Here is an 18,065-nt window from a genome sequence, read left to right as displayed (position 1 = left end):
AGCGGAGTACTGCGGCACGCGACGAGGAGAGGCCGCCGGGTGCGAACCCCGCGGTCCCTCCTCTCCCCTCCTGGTCCCGCCCCGGTTCGCCACTAACGGGGCAGCACCACGACATACGCGGCCGGCTCGCGGTCGCCGGACGCCATGAGTGCCGTGCGGACCACTGTCGCCTGCTGCTCCAGCGCGTCCCTGAGCTTCTTCGGGGTGATGTGGACGACCGTGATGCCGAGGCGCTCCAGGTGCTCGCGCTTGCGGGCGTATTCGGACGAGAGGGCGTCGTCGTCCTGCCGATGGCCTTGGCGGGGGGCGCGGGTGTCGAGTTCCACCGCGACCGCCTGCTCGGGCCAGTACGCGTCGAGGCCGCCGAGGTGCGGGCCGCCGGGGAGGCGCAGGTCCACGTTCCAGACCGGGTCCGGGAGGTCGTACGCACTCACCATCCTGTACAGGCGGTACTCCGCGATCGCCCGGCTCTCCGCCAACAGCGAGTCCACCGCGTCGACCACGTGCGGGCTTCTCAGCAGCTTCGCGTTGCTCAACTCCCGTACCACCGCGGCGGGTTCGCAGTGTCCGGCGCGTACCGCCTCGGTCAGCAGCCGGCATACGGCGCCCCCGTCCGTCAGTTCGGTCACCGCGTCGGCGAGGGCGCGCGGGACGGGGGCGACCGGGACGCCGGTGACCTGCTGCGGGGTGGGCATGGATGCCGTACGGACGATGCGGGCGCAGCCCGTCGAGCGGAGCCGGCGCAGGCGGGGGACCAGGACGTCGATGCGGTCCAGGGCCGTCAGCGGGGGTGTGGCGGAGAAGCCGTGGAGGGTGAGGGCCGCAAGGCCCGTGATCATCGCCTCCGCGTACCTGGGGCGGTGCGGTTCCTCCGCGCCCGGCTGGGCGGGGACGCCTGCCGTCCGCTCCTTCGCCGCGTACATCAGCACCGCGTGCAGCCGCTCCTCGCTGGTCGGCGGGCCGGGGTGGAGCAGGAAGACGCCGGGGAGCAGTTGCTGCCAGGGGCCGCCGGGGCGGCACTGCTCGTTCGTCTCGGCCGGGGTGACGCCGTGCGAGCGGAGGGCCGCGGCCGTCACGACGCGGCGGTGCACCTCGGCGAGGTGGTGCAGGGGGCGGGGGGAGAGCGGCGGGACCGGGGTGTTGTGGTTCATGGCGTGGAGATTGCCGCGGTCCGCCGGCCTTCTAACCGCTGTTACACACCCGTCGACAAATCCCGACAAGGCAGAACTAAAGGACAGGTGTTCGGATGCCGAGGAGGTACCGAAAACCCCTGGTCCGTTCGGGTGGGACCAGGGGTTACGGCTCCTCTTGCCTGAATTCCGTAACGGTCACGGACCGCCCGATCGCAGGCCAAAGATCGTCAGCCGGCCGTCCCCGCGTCGCACGCCTGTCCGCGCAGCCCCCGCGCCAGGTCGTCCCGCGCCTCCAGCACCAGCCTCCGCAGCGCCGGAGCCGCGTCCTCGTGGGCCGCCAGCCACGCGTCCGTCGCGTCCAGCGTCGCCCGCGAGTGCTGGAGGGACGGGAACAGGCCCTCGACCACGTGCATCGCGATCTGGATCGACCGCTCCCGCCACACCCGCTCGATCGCCGCGAAGTACTTCTCCGCGTACGGCGCGAGCAGCTCCCGCTGGGAGGGCTGGGCGAAACCCGCGAGGGTGGCCTCGACCAGGGCGTTGGACAGCGCGTCGGACTCCACGAGCTGCGCCCACGCCTGCGCCTTGACCGCCGCCGACGGGCGGGCGGCGAGGCAGCGGACCTGGTGACGCTTGCCGGACGCGGTGTTGTCGCGGGCCAGTTCGGCGGCCAGCATCCCCTCGTCCGCGACCCCGTGGGCCGTCAGCGGCTGGAGGAACGCCCAGCGCAGCTCCTGGTCCACGTCCAGCCCGTCGATCTTCGCCGTGCCGTCCAGCAGGCCCCGCAGCAACCCCAGCTCCTCCGCACCGGACGCCACGGTCGCGAGGAACCGCGCCCACGCCAGCTGGCGCTCGCTGCCCGGCTCGGCGGACCGCAGCTCGCGCAGCGCACCCTCGGCCAGCAGGCGCTCACCGACCGGCCGCCACTCGGGCGCCACGTAGTTGACCAGCGCCGAGTTGGCCCACGCGTGCAGCATCTGCAGGACGCCGATGCCGGACTCGCGCCCCGCGAACCGCAGCACCAGGTCCACGAAGTCCCGCGCCGGCAGCAGCGCGTCCCGGGTCATGTTCCACAGCGCGGACCAGCACAGGGCCCGGGCCAGCGGGTCGGTGAGGTCACCCAGCCCGCCCCGCAGCGTCTCCAGTGACGTCTCGTCGAAGCGGATCTTGCAGTACGTCAGGTCGTCGTCGTTGACCAGCACCAGCTCGGGTGCCTCGGCACCGGCCAGCTCCGCCACGACCGTACGCGGGCCGTCCACGTCCACGTCGGCGCGGGCGTACCGGACCAGGGAACCGTCCGCAGAACGCCGGTACAGGCCCACCGCCACCCGGTGCGGCCGCAGTTCGGGATGGGACTCGGCCGCCTCCTGTACGACCGCCAGCTCGTCGACCCGGCCGTCCGCCGCCAGCAGCACCTGCGGGGTCAGCGAGTTGACCCCGGCCGTCTGCAGCCACGCCCGCGACCAGGTGGCCATGTCCCGCCCGCTGGTCTCCTCCAGCACGGACAGCAGGTCACCGAGGCGCGTGTTGCCGTACGCGTTCCGCTTGAAGTAGCGCCGTGCGCCCTCCAGGAACGCGTCCTGGCCGACGTACGCCACCAGTTGCTTCAGTACGGAAGCCCCCTTGGCGTACGTGATGCCGTCGAAGTTCAGCTTCGCGTCCTGGAGGTCGCGGATGTCGGCGGTGATCGGGTGGGTGGAGGGGAGCTGGTCGGCGCGGTAGGCCCATGCCTTGCGGCGGTTGGCGAAGGTGATCCAGCCGTCCTTGAAGCGGGTCGCGCCGACCAGGGCGAAGGCGCCCATGAAGTCGGCGAAGGACTCCTTGAGCCACAGGTCGTCCCACCACTCCATGGTGACCAGGTCGCCGAACCACATGTGCGCCATCTCGTGCAGGATCACGTTGGCCCGGCCCTCGTAGGACGCCTGCGTGACCTTGCCCCGGAAGATGAACTCCTCGCGGAAGGTCACCAGGCCCGGGTTCTCCATCGCGCCGAGGTTGTACTCGGGGACGAAGGCCTGGTCGTACTTCCCGAAGGGATACGGGTAGTCGAAGTGGTCGTGGAAGAAGTCCAGGCCCTGCTTGGTGACGAGGAAGACGTCGTCGGAGTCGAAGTGGGGGGCCAGGCCCTTGCGGCACATGGCGCCGAGGGGGATGTCCAGCGTCGTGCCGTCGGCCAGGACGCGGGAGTAGGAGTCCGTCACGTAGTGGTACGGGCCCGCCACCACACACGTGATGTACGTCGAGATCGGCTTCGTCTCCGCGAACCGCCAACGGCCGTCGGCCAGTTCACCGGCACCGTTGCTCCACACCGTCCACCCCTCGGGCGCCCGTACCTCGAAGCGGAACGGGGCCTTGAGGTCGGGCTGCTCGAAGTTCGCGAAGACGCGGCGGGAGTCGGCCGGCTCGTACTGGGTGTAGAGGTAGACCTCGCCGTCCTCCGGGTCGACGAAGCGGTGCAGCCCCTCGCCGGTACGGGAGTACGCGCACTGCGCGTCGACCACCAGCTCGTTCTCGGCGGCCAGGTCGTCGAGGGCGATCCGGCAGCCGTCGAAGACCTCGCCCGGGTCGAGGTCCCGGCCGTTGAGGGAGACGGCGGTCACACTCGGCGCGATCAGGTCCGCGAAGCTCGACGCGCCGGGCTCGGCGCAGCGGAAGCGGATCGTGGTGACCGAGCGGAAGGTCTTCGGTCCGTCCGTGGTGTCGTCGCCGACGGCGGAGCGGACGTCGAGGGACACGTCGTAGCCGTCCACGGACAGGAGGGCGGCCCGCTCCCGGGCCTCGTCGCGGGACAGGTTCTCACCGGGCACGGGCGGTACTCCCTGGGCTGGTGTTCAGTATGCGGACAGGCTGATCCTGCCATGGGCCCCCGGCGCCCGGCAGCAGGGAATGGGCGGGGGCCGGTCACTGTTGCAGTTGGGAAAGACCCGCATTGTGAGGAGACTCATGTCCGAGACCGCGACCGCCTCCGGCAAGACCCCCGTCGACTTCTGGTTCGACCCGCTGTGCCCCTGGGCGTGGATGACCTCCCGGTGGGTCCTGGAAGTGGAGAAGGTCCGCGACATCGAGGTGCGCTGGCACATCATGAGCCTCGCGGTGCTGAACGAGGACAGGATCGACGAACTGCCCGAGGAGTACCGGGAGATGCTCGCGACCAAGGCATGGAAGCCGGTGCGGGTGGCGACCGCCGCCTGGCAGAAGCACGGCGCCGATGTCCTCGGCCCCCTCTACACCGCCCTCGGCACCCGCTTCCACAACCAGGGCGAGGGCCCCACCGAAGAGGCGATCGCGGCGGCCCTGGCGGACGCGGGCCTGCCCGCCGACCTGATCGAGTACGCCGACCAGAAGGACTTCGAGTTCGAAGCCGAGCTGCGCGCCTCCCACAAGGAGGGCATCGACAAGGTCGGCCAGGAAGTCGGTACCCCGGTCATCGCCGTCCCCGGCCCCGACGGCGAGCAGATCGCCTTCTTCGGCCCGGTCGTCACCCCGGCACCCAAGGGCGAGGAGGCCGCCAGGCTGTGGGACGGCACGCTCGCCGTGGCCTCGATCCCCGGTTTCTACGAGATCAAGCGCACCCGGACCAAGGGCCCGGACTTCAGCAACCTGTGAGCGGCCCCGCAGGGGCTCACTCCGGCTCGGGCATCTTCTCCGGAGGGTCGAGCGGTTTGACGTTCCACCGGTGGCGGATGTTGCGGCAGTCCCGTTCGTCGCTGACGCAGATCCAGTAGTCCTCGACGTACGTGGTGGGCTTCAGCTGTCTCAGCGTGCGGATGACCTGCCGCTCCCGGTCGTCCTTCGGCTGCCGGTGCGGCTGGTAGGTCCCGCAGGTGTGGCAGGCGAGCATCTTCTCCTTGGGCATCCCGCCACGATCGCGCGAAACCTCGCATTCCGCTGCCCCCGTGAGCCGCGTGTTCACGGGGGCAGCGAAGTCCGACGGTTTTGCCGCACTTCTCTCACTCGATTAGCCGTGCGAACCCGGACGCGCCGTAGCACCATGGGCGCATGACGGAGATCGACACGTCGGTGCCGCATTCGGCCCGGATCTGGAATTACTGGCTCGGCGGCAAGGACAACTACCCCGTCGACGAGTTGGCCGGCGACGCGTACACCGCTGTCTTCCCCGGCATCGTGACCATCGCCCGCAGCAGCCGCGCCTTTCTCGGCCGCAGCATCCGGTACCTGGTGCAGGAGGCGGGCGTACGCCAGTTCCTCGACGTCGGCACCGGCCTGCCCACCGTCGACAACACCCACGAGGTCGCACAGCGCCTCGCCCCCGAGTCGAGGATCGTCTACGTCGACAACGACCCGTTGGTCCTCGCCCACGCCCGCGCCCTGCTCACGTCCACGCCGCAGGGCGCGACGGCGTACGAGGACATCAGTCTCTTCGAGCCGGAGCAGATCCTGCGGGCCGCCGCGAAGACCCTCGACCCCACCCGGCCCACCGCGCTGATCCTCAGCGGCATCCTCGGCCACGTCGCCGACTACGACGCGGCCCGCGACATTGTCCGCCGCCTCCTTGCGGGCCTCCCCTCCGGCAGCTACCTCTCCGTAAACGACGGCTCCCGCGGCACCGACCCCGACTACGAGCAGGCCCAGGACGCCTACAACGAGACCGGTGCGGTCCCCTACTTCCTGCGCCCGGTCGACCAGATCGCCGCCTTCTTCGAGGGCCTGGATCTGGTGGACCCGGGTGTCGTGTCGGTGCCCCTGTGGCGTCCCGAGGGAACCGCCCCCGACCCGATCGGCCAGCACGGCGGCCTGGCCCGCAAGCCCTGAGCGGCATCCGCCGTCGAGCTGAGGAAGCCCTCGCGAGTCACGTCCTCGCGGGGGCTTCCTTTCTTTCCGCCGCGGGGCGTCAGGGCGCCATCAGCAGCACGTCCGGGCGGGACTTCGCGGCCTCGTAACGCCGGCCCACGTCCTGCCAGTTGACGACCTGCCACATCGCCTCGACGATGCCCTGGTACCAACAAGAAGGCCCCCACGTGTCGCACGTGGGGGCCTTCTGCCGGCGCGGGGGCGGTCAGGCCGCCACGGAGGTGTAGTGCGAGGCGTCTCCCTCGATCACATAGCTCTCCTTGCCCTCCACGCCCACCGGCACGTCACCGGCGACGGTCACCCGGTGCAGGCGGCGCGGCAGGCCGTCGTAGTTGTCGATGGCGTAGTGCTGGGTGATGCGGTTGTCGAAGAGGACCAGCTGGTTCTCCGACCAGCGGTGGCGCAGGATGTTCTCCGGCCGGGTGACGTACGACTGGAGCAGGTCGAGGATCTTGCGGGACTCGCCCACCGACAGTCCCACCAGACGCTGCGCGAACCCGCCGATGAACAGGCCGCGTTCGCCGGTCAGCGGGTGGACCCGGACCACCGGGTGGGCCGTGCGGTACTTGATCGAGGTGAACTGGGCGCGGGCGGCGGCCTGTGCCTCGTCGACCGTCTCCTCCGGTACGGCGTAGTCGTAGTCGTTGGTGTGCTCGGCCCACAGGGTGTCGGCCAGCAGTCGCAGCGGCTGCGGCAGGTCGCGGTAGGCGGCCGCGGAGCTGGCGATCAGGGTCTCGCCGCCGTACGGCGGGATCGTGATGCTGCGCAGGGTGCTGGCCTGGGGCGGGTTGAGGACGAAGGTGACGTCCGTGTGCCAGTTGTTGGCGGCGCGGCCCCGCTCGCTGTCGACGGGCAGGACGTTCGGTACGCCCTCGACGGACGGCACGGTCGGGTGGGCGGTGGTGATGTCCCCGAAGTGCCGGACGAAGGCCTGCTGGCCCTCGTCGTCGAGGTTCACGTCGTCGAAGACCAGGGCCTTGTGGGTGTTCAGCGCGTCGCGGAGGGTGACGACCGTCTCCTCGTCGAGGGGCTTGGCGAGGTCGACGCCGGAGATACGGGCGCCGATGTTGGCGGTGACCTTGCTGATGTGGATGTCGGTCATGGGGAGTCGGTCCTTTCAGACTCGGGCGAGTGCGGGCGTGACGTACTGGTTGGCGGGGCGCGGAAGGCCGTACCGCTCCCGCAGGGTCCGGCGCGGGCCGTATTCCGTGCGGAGCAGGCCGCGGGTGCGCAGGATCGGGACGACGTGGTCGACGAAGGTGTCGAGGCCGGAGGGCAGGACCGCGGGCATGATGTTGAAGCCGTCGGCGGCGCCGTGCGTGAACCACGTCTCGATCGCGTCGGCGACCTGCTCGGGCGTGCCCGCGAAGGTGAGGTGCCCGCGGCCGCCGCCGAGCCGCCCGACCAGCTGCCGCACGGTGAGGCGTTCGCGTCGGCCGAGCTCGACGATGAGCGTGTAGCGGCTCTTGGCGCCCTCGATGGCACTCTCCGGCGGCAGGTCGGCAGGGAGTTGGGCGTCCAACTCCAGTGTCCCCGGCTCCAGTTGCAGCAGGCCCTCCAGCCGGGCCACGCCGTGCGTGTACACGATGTGGTCTTCGAGGAGCCGCTCCTTGGCACGGGCCTCGGCCTCCGTCGACCCGATCACCGGGACGATGCCGGGCAGCACCTTGAGGTGGTCGGGGTCGCGACCGGCCGCCGCCGTGCGGGACTTGAGGTCGGCGTAGAAGGCCTGCGCGTCCTCGATGGTCTGCTGGGCGGTGAACACCGCCTCCGCGTACCGCGCAGCGAAGCGCTTCCCGTCCTCGCTCGACCCCGCCTGCACGAGCAACGGGTAACCCTGCGGGGTGCGCGGCACGTTGAGGGCGCCCTCGACGCTGAAGTACGACCCCTGGTGCCGGGGCGGATGGATCTTCGTGTCGTCGCCCCAGACGCCGGACGCCTTGTCGGCGACGATCGCGTCGTCCTCCCAGCTGTCCCAGAGCTTGAGGGCCACGTCGAGGAACTCGGCGGCGCGGGCGTACCGCTCGGCGTGCGCGGGCTCCGCGGCGAGACCGAAGTTGCGGGCGGCCTCGGCACCCGCCGTGGTGACGATGTTCCAGCCCGCCCGGCCGCCGCTGACGATGTCGAGCGAGGCGAACCTGCGGGCCAGGTTGTAGGGGGAGTTGTAGGAGGTGGAGGCGGTGGCGATCAGGCCGATGTGCTCCGTGGCCGTGGCCAGCGCGGTCAGCAGGGTGAGCGGCTCCAGGGCGCCGGCGGGGCGCTGGGCCACGCTTCCCCAGAGCTGCGGGCCGTCGGCGAGGAACAGCGAGTCGAAGGTGCCGCGTTCGGCGGCCCGGGCGAGACGGACGTAGTGCGCGAGGTCCACATGTGCGTACGGGTCGCTCTCCGGCAGCCGCCACGACGCCTCGTGGTGGCCGGTGGTCATCAGGAACGCGTTCAGGTGCAGCTGTCTCGTGGTCACTTGTGGTCCTCCGTTACGCCGAGTGCGGCCAGCAGCCGCTCCCGGTACTCGCCGAGCAGCGGATCGCGGTACGAGCGCGGATGCGGGCGGTCGATGGTCAGGTCGAGGCCGATACGGCCCTGGTCGAGGACGAGGACCCGGTCGGCGAGCACGATCGCCTCGTCCACGTCGTGGGTGACGAGCAGGACGGAGGGCCGGTGGCGTTCCCACAGCTGCCTCAGCAGGACGTGCATCCGGATCCGGGTGAGCGCGTCGAGGGCGCCGAACGGCTCGTCGGCCAGCAGGAGTTCCGGCTCGCGGACGAGCGAGCGGGCCAGGGCGGCGCGCTGGGCCTCGCCGCCGGACAGCTCGTTCGGCCAGGCCCGTTCGCGGCCCTTCAGGCCCACCTCGGCGAGGGCCTCGCGGCCCTTGCGGTCCGCCTCCTTGCCGTCGAGGCCGAGGAGGACGTTGTCGAGGACGCGCTGCCAGGGCAGCAGCCGGGAGTCCTGGAAGACGACCGACACCCTTTCCGGTGCGGTCAGGCGGCCACTCCCCGCCACCTCGTGGTCGAGTCCGGCGACCGCCCGCAGCAGGGTGCTCTTGCCGGAGCCGCTGTGCCCGAGCAGGGCGGTGAACTGTCCGGCGGGGAGGTCGAGGTCGATGCCGTCGAGGACCGTGCGGCCTTCGAAAGACCTGGTCAGGCCCCGGAGCTGGACGGCAGGGCGGGTCAGCTGCTCAGCGTGCGGCGCCATGACAGCACCCTCCGTTCGATCAGACGGACCGCGCTGTCGGAGATCAGGCCGAAGATGCCGTAGACGACCAGGCCGACGAGGATGACGTCCGTCTGGCCGTAGTTCTGGGCCTGGAACATCATGTAGCCGAGTCCGCTGGTGGCGTTGATCTGCTCCAGCACGACCAGGCCCAGCCAGGATCCGGTCACGCCGAGCCGCAGTCCGACGAAGAAGCCGGGCAGGGCGCCGGGGATGACGATCCGCCGGATGAAGGCGTACCGCGACAGGCCCTGGACCTCGGCGAGTTCGACGAACCGGTGGTCGATGCCGGACAGCGCGGAGTGCGTGTTCAGGTAGATCGGGATGTAGACGACGATCGCGATGATCGCGACCTTGAAGGTCTCGCCGATGCCCAGCCAGAGGATGAACAGCGGGATCAGACCGAGCGTCGGGATCGCCCGGTTGAGCTGCACGGACCCGTCGATCAGCGCCTCGCCGGTCCGGCTGAGCCCGGCGGCCAGGGCGAGGGCGATGCCCGCGGTCAGGCCGATCGCGAAGCCCGATCCGGCGCGTTGCAGCGAGGTCAGGATGTCGTTGGGCAGGGTGCCGTCGGTCCACAGGTGGACGCCGGTCTCCAGCACCGTCCAGGGCGCCGGGATCGCACCCGGGTCGAGCTGTCCGGCGGCGGAGGCGGCAGCCCACAGGGCGAGGATGAGGGCGGGGCCGAGCAGGCGGGTGGCGGGCAGCCGGCGGCCGGGGGAGAGGCGGCGGCGTCGGCGGACCTGAGGACTGGCCTCGGTCGGCGTGACGGGTGCGGTGGCGGTCGTGGTCACGGTGGCGCTCACCTCCGGTACTCCGCCGGTACGGACTTCGCCGCGATGCCCTCGAAGCGCCGGTCGAAGAGCGAGTCGACCTTGAAGCCCTTCACGAAGCCGCCCTCCGCCAGCAGATCGGCGGTTTCCTGCTCCCACCGCACGGCCTCGTCCCAACTGGGCGGGAACAGGGGCTTGTTGGCGAGCTCGGTGATCGACCGCGCCTGCGCGAGGCTCAGGTTCTGCGTCTTGACGTAGAACTCCCTGTTCCAGACGTCCGGGTGCTCGTACTGCCAGACCTGGCCCTTCGCCCAGTACGGGATGTACGCGGCGACCGCGGCGGCCTTCGCGGAGTCGGACAGCACGGACGTCGGCGCCCACAGCAGGTTGAGCAGGTCCACGACGTCGGTCGTGATGGCGTGGGCGCCCTTGGACTCGTACTGCTGGAGATAGGCGGGCGCCTGCTGGTTGGCGAGCGGCGCGATGTCCACCTGGCCCGACTGCAGCGCCGTGAGGAACTGGTTGCTGGTCAGCGGCACGAGCTTCACGTCGTCGTACGCGAGCCCCGCCTTCTTCAACGCCCGCAGGAGTACGACGCCTTGCGCCTGGCCCTGCGAGAAGGCCAGCTTCTTCCCCGCGAAGTCCGCGACCGAGCGGATGTCGCTGCCGGGCTTGGTGGCGAAGAGATAGTTCGGTTTGCGGGTGACGTTGATGGCGACGATCTTCGCGTCGTAGCCCTGGAACTGCGCCTGGATCGGCGGAATGCCCGCGTTGTTGGCGACGTCCAGGGATCCCGAACGGAATGCGTTGATGACGTCGGGGCCGGCGCCGATGTTCGCCCAGCTGCTCACCTTGAAAGGCAGCTCGCCGAACTTCGCGAGCCTGAACTGGAGTTGCTGGACGTTCTGGTACGAGGCGATCTTCAAGCTGGTGCCGGCGGGGACCGTCTTCGCCAGCGGCTCGGAGAGGGACGACTTCGAGGCCGCGGCGCTGCTGTCCGCGCAGCCGCTGAGCCCGGCCGCGGCGGCCGAGACGCCGAGCAGGGAGGTGAGGAAGAGCCGTCGGTCGATTCCGGGCAGGGGTGGGGAAGGCATGGGAGATCTCCGTAAGCCGAGAAGTGAAGCGAGAGGTGAAGGGAAACGCGCGCGCGATTCCGGGCAGAGGAAAGCCCGGAGCCCGACAAGGGAATTCACGCAGGAAGAGAGGTGGGCGCGCGCTTCAAGCGCGGCAACGCGTCAGCAACAGAGGGTGCGACAGCTCATGACCAGGATGTTCCTTCCCTCGGGCCGGGCCTGTCAATATTCCGCATTTCTGAATTAATTCGCCTCAGGTGAGGCGCCCAACGGATCCCGGTACAGCACGTCGAGAGCCACCGATCCGCCCGCCACGGCAAGCACGGAATCCGCGAAACTCGTCGGCATCACGGCCGCCGCCCGCTCCGCCCCGACCGCCTCCCGCAGCGCGGAGAGGCAGTCCTCCCGGTGCAGGACACCGATCTCGGTGACGACGACGATCTCCGGGTTGAGCACGTCGAGCAGCAGCCCGACCGCCCGCCCGACCCGATGCCCACGGTCCACCAACAGCCGTACGGCGGCCCGGTCGCCGCCGGCCGCCGCGGCGACCACGTGCATCGGGTTCACGCCGTCGGTGACACCTGCCTCCCGCGCCTGCCGGCACAGGGTGCGCTCACTCAACTCGGCCTGGAGGCAGCCGGTACGCCCGCACGCGCACGCCTCCGTGCCGCCCGGCACGGGCAGATGGGCGATGGCACCCGCCTGGCTGCGCGGACCGTGGTGCACCTCGTCGTGGGTGGCGAACGCCGCGTCGACGACGTTGCCGACGAACAGGTGCAGCATGCTCCCGCTGCCACGGGCCCGCCCGAACAGCCGCTCCGCGTTGACCAAGGCCCGCGCATGTCCGTCCACATGGACCGGCAGCCCGGTGTGTGCGGCGACCACATCCCGCACCGGCACATCCCGCCAGCCCAGCAGCGGGTGCGCCACCACGGTCCCGGAGTCCCGGTCCACCCAGCCGCCGACCGCCACACCGACACCCAGCGGCCGGCGCTCCGGAGCCCGCGCGAGCAGCGCGGCCAGCCCGTCGGCGGCCCGCGCCAGCACCTGCCGGGACTCGACAGCCCCGGCCGGGTGCTTCAGACGCCGCTCGGCGACCACCCGGCCGCGCAGATCCAGCAGCGCGACCGTGGTGTAGGGCACGGCCACATGGAGGCCGCCCACCACGAACCGCGAGTCGTCCAGGTCGACGGGCACATGGGGTCGGCCCACACCCTTGGACTGCCGGGGCGCGGCGGCCTCACGGATCAGCCCGGCCCGCGTGAACCGCGCGCAGTAGTCGGTCACCGAGGCCGGGGACAGCCCGGTCAGCCGGGCGATGGTGCTGCGCGCGACCGGCCCGTGCTCCAGCACGGAACGCAGCACGACGCTGGCGCTGGTCCGGCGCCGGTCGGGATCGGCGGCGCGCGGAAGGGAAGAAGGCGGAGACGGGGAGGCAGGAGGGTGTGCTGTCGCGGTACGGGGCATGAAGATCATCCTCAGGAACGGGTCCGACAGTGCGCCGACTCATGAGTCGAGGCGCACCGGATCCGCTCCGCCCGCCCCGACCTACCGGAGGCGACAGACGGCCGTGCCCACGCGTCGCAGATCGACGTGGCGACGCGAGGAGAAGTTCCGGGCCTGGGCAACCATGCGCCCGAAGCTAGCAAAACGGTCCCGCGCTGCCCAGACGGCGACCGACGGGCGAGACGGCGGGTGTCCACGCGGCGATCCGCGCGGCGAGCCCCTTGGCGGGATCCGACAGATCCAGCCCGCCGCCCCTCCGTATCCCACGCCACGTCACCTCAGTGACCAGCATCACCCCGAACACCGTGTAACTCCCACCCTTTGTCCGGAGCCCACCAAGCCCGCGCTCCACCCTTTGTCGAGCGCTGACGGTGATCGGCGCGAGGGCGCTGGGATAGCGTCGCCGTGTCCCCCGTGCCCTTCACCCCGCGGAGTCCCCATGAGCACCGCTGCCGTCGCCCCCGCTCGCCCGGGGCAGGTCCTCGCCGACCTGCTCCCCGCCTCCCGTGTCCGGGACGTGGCCCTCGTGGTCGGCGGCGCCGCGCTCACCGGCCTCGCCGCCCAGATCGCGGTGCCCGTGCCGGGCTCCCCGGTGCCGGTGACCGGCCAGACCTTCGCCGCGCTGCTGGTCGGCACGACGCTCGGCGCGAGCCGCGGCCTCTTGGCGCTCGTCGTCTACGCGCTGGCCGGTCTCGCCGGTGTGCCGTGGTTCGCGAACGGCACTTCAGGAGTCTCCGTCTCCTTCGGCTACATCCTCGGCATGCTGCTCGCGTCCGCCGCCGTGGGCGCCCTGGCCCGCCGCGGCGCCGACCGCTCGATGCTCCGCATGGCGGGCACGATGCTGGTGGGCGAGGCGATCATCTACGCCGTCGGCGTCCCGTACCTCGCCTACGCGGCCGGCCTCTCGGCGTCCGCCGCGATCGCGGCCGGCCTCACCCCGTTCCTGATCGGCGACGCCGTGAAGGCGGCCTTGGCGATGGGCCTGCTGCCCTCCGCCTGGAAGCTCGTCAAGCGCTGACCCGGTAACTGTTCCGGAAGAGGTTCGCCGGGTCGTACTGCGACTTCACTCCGGCGAGCCTCTTCCGCGTCTCCGCCTCGTACAGCCCCTCGGCCCGGTCGCCCGCCCCGAACGTGAAGTTGACCGCCCGCCCGAGCGTGACGGGCGCGAGCAGCGCGAAGGCGGGGTCCAGGATCCGGCGGGCCGCCTCCCGATCGCCCATGGTCAACAACCGCAGCAGGAAACGCCCTTCGCGATACGGCACCGAGTTGGGCGCCGGCCGCGCGAGTGCCCCGCCCAGGTGATTGACCTGGACGACGCACATGGCGCCCGCGTCCGGCCCGGTGCGCGCGAGCAGCTCGGCGGCCCTGTCGGCGTCGAGCCTGCTCAGCACCGCGCTGTCCCCGTAGTAGGCGTGCGGGAAGTCCGGGTCGCTGTGGATGGTGTGGCTCTCGGCGTACGGCATCTCGCGCAGCGAGTCGGCGAGCACCGGCCCGATCTTCCGCAGCGGGGCGACGAGTTGATCGCCGTCACTGCCGGTGTGGGCGACCCGTACTGAGACGACGTACCGCCCACGCAGGTGCGGCGGCAATGCCGGCAGGTCCGGATACGGTACGGCGGCGAAGGACGAGGTCAGCCCGTCGGGCACGGTCCGCGTCCACTCCTCGTACGCCCGCAGCACGACCGCCGGACCGACCTCGCGGCCGTCGAAGGCGAGCGAGCCGCCGTAGAGCGTGCGGACGGGGACGAGGCCGATCTCCAGCTCCGTGACGATGCCGATGCCGAGGGCGGCTCCGCCGCCGAGCAGCGCCCAGTACAGGTCGGGGTCGGACGCGCGGGTCACGTGCCGCAGCTCGCCGTCGCCGGTGACGACGTCCAGCGCGCGCACATGGTCGGCCGCGTAACCGAACTCGCGGGCCAGGATGCCCAGTCCGCCGCCCAGCGTGGAGGAGACGGCACCGACGGACGGCGCGGAGCCGTTGAGCGGCGCGAGTCTGTACGGCTCGGCGGCCTCGACGACCCGGCCCCAACGGACGCCGGCCTGGAGGCGGGCCGTGCGCGCTTCGGGGTCGATACGAACCGCGTCCATGCGTGCGGTCGTGACGAGGACGCCACCCTCCGAGGGGCCCGGGATGCCGTGCCCGGCGGCCTGGACGCCGACCGGCAGCTTCCGGTCGGCCGCGTACCGGACGGCGGCGACCACGTCACCGGGGGAGCGGGCGGCGACCACGAGGGCGGGGCGTTGCACGAACCCGGTCTGGAAGCCGGCGAGTTCGGCGTCGTAGCCGGGGTCGCCGGGGCGCAGGACGGGCAGAGCGTGCGGGTCTGTCGTGTAGGTCAGGTGATTCATACGGCCGATGGTGGAGGCATAACCTGACAGGTGCCGTCAGGTTATGCCTCGTCCCCGAGAATCCGCGGGATCAGTTCTCCTGTTGCTCCGGCCGCCGCTGCGACCACCACAGCCCGGCCGCGCCAACGGCCAGCAGCGCCGTGCCCGCCGCCCCCAGCGGCAGGACGGCACGCTCGAAACCGGTGTTCGGCAGCTCGTCGCCGCCCGGCCCGACCGGCTTGTTGTCGGTGCCGAGCAGCAGCGGGGTGGCCGGGGCGTTCGGCGACGGGTTCGTCGTACCGAACGGAACCGGGCCCTGCTGCCAGAACGTCTTCTTCCCGTCGCTGGTCTGCACCGGCAGACAGATCTTTCCGGTCTTGCCGAGATCGAATGTCGCGTCGACGGCGTACGACTCCGACTTACCGGCCGCCAGATTGTCGATGGGGCAGCTGAAACCGCTGCTCGAGCCTTCCGGAAGGTCTTTTCCGTCAATCGGAGAGCAGCCTTGAACGTTTTTGACCGTGAGTCCGTCGAAACCGACGACCAAAAGCCTGATCTTGCCGCTGTCCTTGGTCCCCTCGTTCTTCACCGTGGCGGTGATGTCCGTTTCCTGCGAGCTGTTGTCGACCGAGATCTTCTCTGGCAGCAGCGTGGTCAGCTGCACGCCCGCCGGCGCCTCGTCAACGGCCTTTCCCCCCTTGCTGCTCCCGGGCCCCTGGTCATCCGCACCGGCGGTTCCGGAAAGGATCAACACGGCCGAGAAAGATGCCGTGACCAGCGATCCCGCGATGGTCGTCGCACGACGAGAACTCATGTTCGTCCCCCTTGGCTGCGCCTGAATTCGCAGTACTTGAAGAGGTACCACAAGATTTCTCCGCACTATGCTGGTACGGCGCGAAGTGTGACCATTGTGTTCCGGTCGGGAACGTCCGAAGGCATGTGAGGTCCGAAGGCATGTGAGGGGGGTGCAGCGGATTGCCGGGGAATACGGGAAATACGGGGAATACGGGGAATACGGGGAATACGGGGAATACGAGGAGCGGTGGAGTTCCAGGGCTTCTGGTGACAGGGCGCTATCGCCTGGTCGAAAGTATCGGCCAGGGGGGAATGGGGCGGGTGTGGCGAGCCGCCGACGAAATACTCGACCGGCAGGTCGCCGTCAAGGAGATGCGTATAGACGGTCTCGACGCCGAGGACGCCCGCACCCGCCGAGAACGGACCCTGCGCGAGGCCCGGGCCACCGCGAGGATCGACCACCCCAACGTCGTTCGCGTGTATGACGTGGTCGACGAGGGCGAACGCCTGTGGATCGTCATGGAGTTGGTCGCCGGCCGCTCCCTCGAACGCATCATGGCCGAGGACGGCCCGCTCGGCCCGCGCGAGACGGCACGGCTCGGACTCGGCCTGGTGGAGGCGCTGCGCCAGGTGCACGACCGGGGCGTCCTGCACCGGGACATCAAACCCGGCAACGTCCTGGTGGAGAACCGCGCAGGGCGCATCGTGCTCACGGACTTCGGCATCGCCGCGATCCAGGACGCCAAGGCGCTCACCATGGTCGGCATGCTGGTCGGCTCGCCCGACTACATGGCCCCCGAGCGGGTCTCCGGCCGCCCGCAGGGCCCGCCGTCCGACGTGTGGTCCCTCGGCGCGACCCTGTGCGCGGCCATGGGCGGCCGCTCCCCCTTCTCCCGCGACACGACACTGGCGACGCTGCACGCCGTCCTGTACGAGGAGCCCGAACTCCCCGCCGCGCAAGGCCCGCTGCGGGACATCCTGGCCGCCCTGCTGGAGAAGGAGCCGACGGTACGGCCGGGGCTGGAGGAACTGGAGGCGTCCCTACGGTCGCTCGCGTATCCGGCGGCGCCGACGATGCCGACCGTGCCGGTGGGCGGGGGAGAGGCGGGGGGCGCGTCTCGGGAGGGGGCGGCTCCAGCGGCTCCGGCGCCCCCGGAAGCTCCGGCGCCTCCGGAAGAAGCCTTGGCCGAGGAACGGCCGGTTGAGGACCGGCCGGTCCAGGGCAGGGACGAGGAGCCGGAACCAGAACTCGAACCACTACCCGAACCGGAGGCCGAACCGGAGGCGCCGGACATCCAGGACGCGACGCCACCCCTCCCCTCGGCACCCGAGGAGTCGCCCACGCCGCCGTTCGTGAACACCCGGCATCTGCGCACGCTGCGCGACCCCAGGACACCGGCACCGATGCCGGAGGCCACACCCGTATCGCGGTCGGGACCGGCGCCCACACCCGAATCCACTCCCGATTCCACCCCTGTCCCCGCTCCCCGACCGGCCAGCGCCTCCACCGAAGCCGCGTCCGAGCTGCGTTCGGAGACCCGCTCCCGGACCCCGTCCGGCAACTCCGTGGGCACCGCAGCAGCCGGAGGGGCCGCCCCCACCGTCACCGGCGTCTCACTCCTCCGCGCCCAGGCGCAGACAGAACGCCGCCCCGCACCCGCCTCCCCCGCCCCGCTCCCCATGCCGCCGGGCGAACTCCCCGGCCCCGCCATCCCGGCGGACCCCCGGCGCAGGCGGCGCGCGGGACGTCGTACGGGCCTGGTCGCCGCCGTGGGCGTGGTCACCGCCGGTGCGGTCGTCGCGATCGTCCTGGCGGCGACGAGCGGCTCGCCGGACGACAACCGGGCTGGAGGGTCCCCGTCGGCCTCCTCCTCACCGGCCCCGTCACAGGCCCCGTCCACCACCCCGAGCGACAGCCCGTCGCCCACCGTCGAGGGCACGTCGAGGCCGCAGAGCCTGCCGCCGGGGGTGCGCCGGGAGGCGGGCGGGTTCGCGTGGGCGACGCCGGCCGGCTGGCGGCGGGACATCAAGACGGGCGCCGAGGTGCACTACACGTCCCCGGACGGCAAGCAGGAGCTGGCCGCCAAGTCATCCCTCGCCCGCGGCGACCTGATGGAGAGCTGGCGGACATCCGAACAGAACGCCCGCAAGGGCAGGGACTACCAGAAGATCCGCCTGGAGGAGACGACGTTCCGCGGCAACCCCGCGGTCGTCTGGGAGTACACCTTCACCCTGGAGGGCGTCCCCTGGCACGCCCAGCTGCTGGGCTTCAACGAGAACGGGAAGTCGTACCAGATCAACACCTGGTACCAGCCGGACATCGAGGCGCAAGCCCTCGAGACGTACGGCAAGGTGAGGGACAGCTTCACGGTGCTGTGAGGGGGACGCCGAAGGGGGCGTACGGCACGTGCCGTACGCCCCCTCTCACGTGCGTGG

General features: G+C 71.1%; 15 protein-coding genes and 1 pseudogene. 4 read left to right on the top strand and 12 right to left on the bottom strand.

Annotated features, from left to right (window positions below; genetic code table 11):
• Window positions 1–92: 92 nt before the first annotated feature.
• Both QFZ76_RS19205 and pepN read right to left on the bottom strand, forming a co-directional pair.
• Window positions 93–1,151, bottom strand: coding sequence for a hypothetical protein (locus QFZ76_RS19205; RefSeq protein ID WP_307674891.1), 1,059 nt, complete (start codon window positions 1,149–1,151; stop codon window positions 93–95).
• Window positions 1,152–1,360: 209 nt separating this feature from the next.
• Entirely contained in the window at window positions 1,361–3,940 is a 2,580-nt protein-coding gene (pepN, locus tag QFZ76_RS19200) for an aminopeptidase N (RefSeq protein WP_307674890.1), read from the bottom strand.
• 136 nt (window positions 3,941–4,076) lie between these two features.
• On the opposite strand from pepN, the gene QFZ76_RS19195 reads away from it, so the two are divergent.
• Window positions 4,077–4,739 (top strand): DsbA family protein, encoded by a 663-nt coding sequence (locus QFZ76_RS19195; RefSeq protein WP_307674889.1) that lies wholly within the window; start codon window positions 4,077–4,079, stop codon window positions 4,737–4,739.
• Window positions 4,740–4,755: 16 nt separating this feature from the next.
• On the opposite strand, the gene QFZ76_RS19190 is transcribed toward QFZ76_RS19195, so the two are convergent.
• The gene (locus QFZ76_RS19190) at window positions 4,756–4,989 is read right to left on the bottom strand and encodes a hypothetical protein (RefSeq protein WP_307674888.1); all 234 of its coding nucleotides are present in this window, start codon (window positions 4,987–4,989) and stop codon (window positions 4,756–4,758) included.
• Between the two features lie 143 nt (window positions 4,990–5,132).
• On the opposite strand from QFZ76_RS19190, the gene QFZ76_RS19185 reads away from it, so the two are divergent.
• Entirely contained in the window at window positions 5,133–5,906 is a 774-nt protein-coding gene (locus QFZ76_RS19185; protein WP_307674887.1) for an SAM-dependent methyltransferase, read from the top strand.
• Between the two features lie 79 nt (window positions 5,907–5,985).
• On the opposite strand, the pseudogene QFZ76_RS19180 reads toward QFZ76_RS19185, so the two are convergent.
• The 7 genes and pseudogenes from QFZ76_RS19180 to QFZ76_RS19150 form a co-directional block, all read right to left on the bottom strand.
• Window positions 5,986–6,081 (bottom strand): annotated as a pseudogene (locus QFZ76_RS19180) (superoxide dismutase); the annotation flags it as partial.
• A 69-nt stretch (window positions 6,082–6,150) separates the two neighbouring features.
• Window positions 6,151–7,047 (bottom strand): TauD/TfdA family dioxygenase, encoded by an 897-nt coding sequence (locus QFZ76_RS19175; RefSeq protein ID WP_307674886.1) that lies wholly within the window; start codon window positions 7,045–7,047, stop codon window positions 6,151–6,153.
• A 15-nt stretch (window positions 7,048–7,062) separates the two neighbouring features.
• Window positions 7,063–8,406, bottom strand: a complete 1,344-nt coding sequence (locus tag QFZ76_RS19170; protein WP_307674885.1) for an LLM class flavin-dependent oxidoreductase — start codon at window positions 8,404–8,406, stop codon at window positions 7,063–7,065.
• A complete protein-coding gene (locus QFZ76_RS19165) occupies window positions 8,403–9,137 on the bottom strand; it encodes an ABC transporter ATP-binding protein (protein WP_307674884.1) in 735 nt (244 codons plus the stop codon). Before QFZ76_RS19165 ends, QFZ76_RS19170 begins: the two co-directional genes overlap by 4 nt.
• Window positions 9,113–9,961, bottom strand: coding sequence for an ABC transporter permease (locus QFZ76_RS19160; RefSeq protein ID WP_373464322.1), 849 nt, complete (start codon window positions 9,959–9,961; stop codon window positions 9,113–9,115). Before QFZ76_RS19160 ends, QFZ76_RS19165 begins: the two co-directional genes overlap by 25 nt.
• Entirely contained in the window at window positions 9,958–11,022 is a 1,065-nt protein-coding gene (locus QFZ76_RS19155; protein ID WP_307674882.1) for an ABC transporter substrate-binding protein, read from the bottom strand. The genes QFZ76_RS19160 and QFZ76_RS19155 overlap by 4 nt, the downstream gene beginning before the upstream one ends.
• Window positions 11,023–11,244: 222 nt before the next feature.
• Entirely contained in the window at window positions 11,245–12,468 is a 1,224-nt protein-coding gene (locus QFZ76_RS19150; protein ID WP_307674881.1) for an ROK family transcriptional regulator, read from the bottom strand.
• A 478-nt stretch (window positions 12,469–12,946) separates the two neighbouring features.
• Here QFZ76_RS19150 and QFZ76_RS19145 point away from each other — a divergent pair, with 478 nt between their 5' ends.
• Window positions 12,947–13,525 (top strand): biotin transporter BioY, encoded by a 579-nt coding sequence (locus tag QFZ76_RS19145; RefSeq protein ID WP_307674880.1) that lies wholly within the window; start codon window positions 12,947–12,949, stop codon window positions 13,523–13,525.
• Here QFZ76_RS19145 and QFZ76_RS19140 read toward each other — a convergent pair.
• Both QFZ76_RS19140 and QFZ76_RS19135 read right to left on the bottom strand, forming a co-directional pair.
• Window positions 13,515–14,855 carry an FAD-binding oxidoreductase gene (locus QFZ76_RS19140; protein WP_307674879.1) on the bottom strand — a complete coding sequence of 447 codons (1,341 nt, stop codon included), beginning with the start codon at window positions 14,853–14,855 and terminating at the stop codon, window positions 13,515–13,517. The two genes, QFZ76_RS19145 and QFZ76_RS19140, sit on opposite strands and share 11 nt — an antisense overlap.
• A gap of 70 nt (window positions 14,856–14,925) precedes the next feature.
• Window positions 14,926–15,648 carry an LPXTG cell wall anchor domain-containing protein gene (locus tag QFZ76_RS19135; RefSeq protein WP_307674878.1) on the bottom strand — a complete coding sequence of 241 codons (723 nt, stop codon included), beginning with the start codon at window positions 15,646–15,648 and terminating at the stop codon, window positions 14,926–14,928.
• A gap of 293 nt (window positions 15,649–15,941) precedes the next feature.
• On the opposite strand from QFZ76_RS19135, the gene QFZ76_RS19130 reads away from it, so the two are divergent.
• Entirely contained in the window at window positions 15,942–18,008 is a 2,067-nt protein-coding gene (locus QFZ76_RS19130; RefSeq protein ID WP_307680064.1) for a serine/threonine-protein kinase, read from the top strand.
• Window positions 18,009–18,065 lie beyond the last annotated feature (57 nt).

Source organism: Streptomyces sp. V4I2, from assembly GCF_030817655.1.
GTDB lineage: Bacteria > Actinomycetota > Actinomycetes > Streptomycetales > Streptomycetaceae > Streptomyces > Streptomyces plumbiresistens.
Note: the sequence above shows the minus strand (reverse complement) of the source record. Positions and strands in the feature narration are given on the sequence as shown.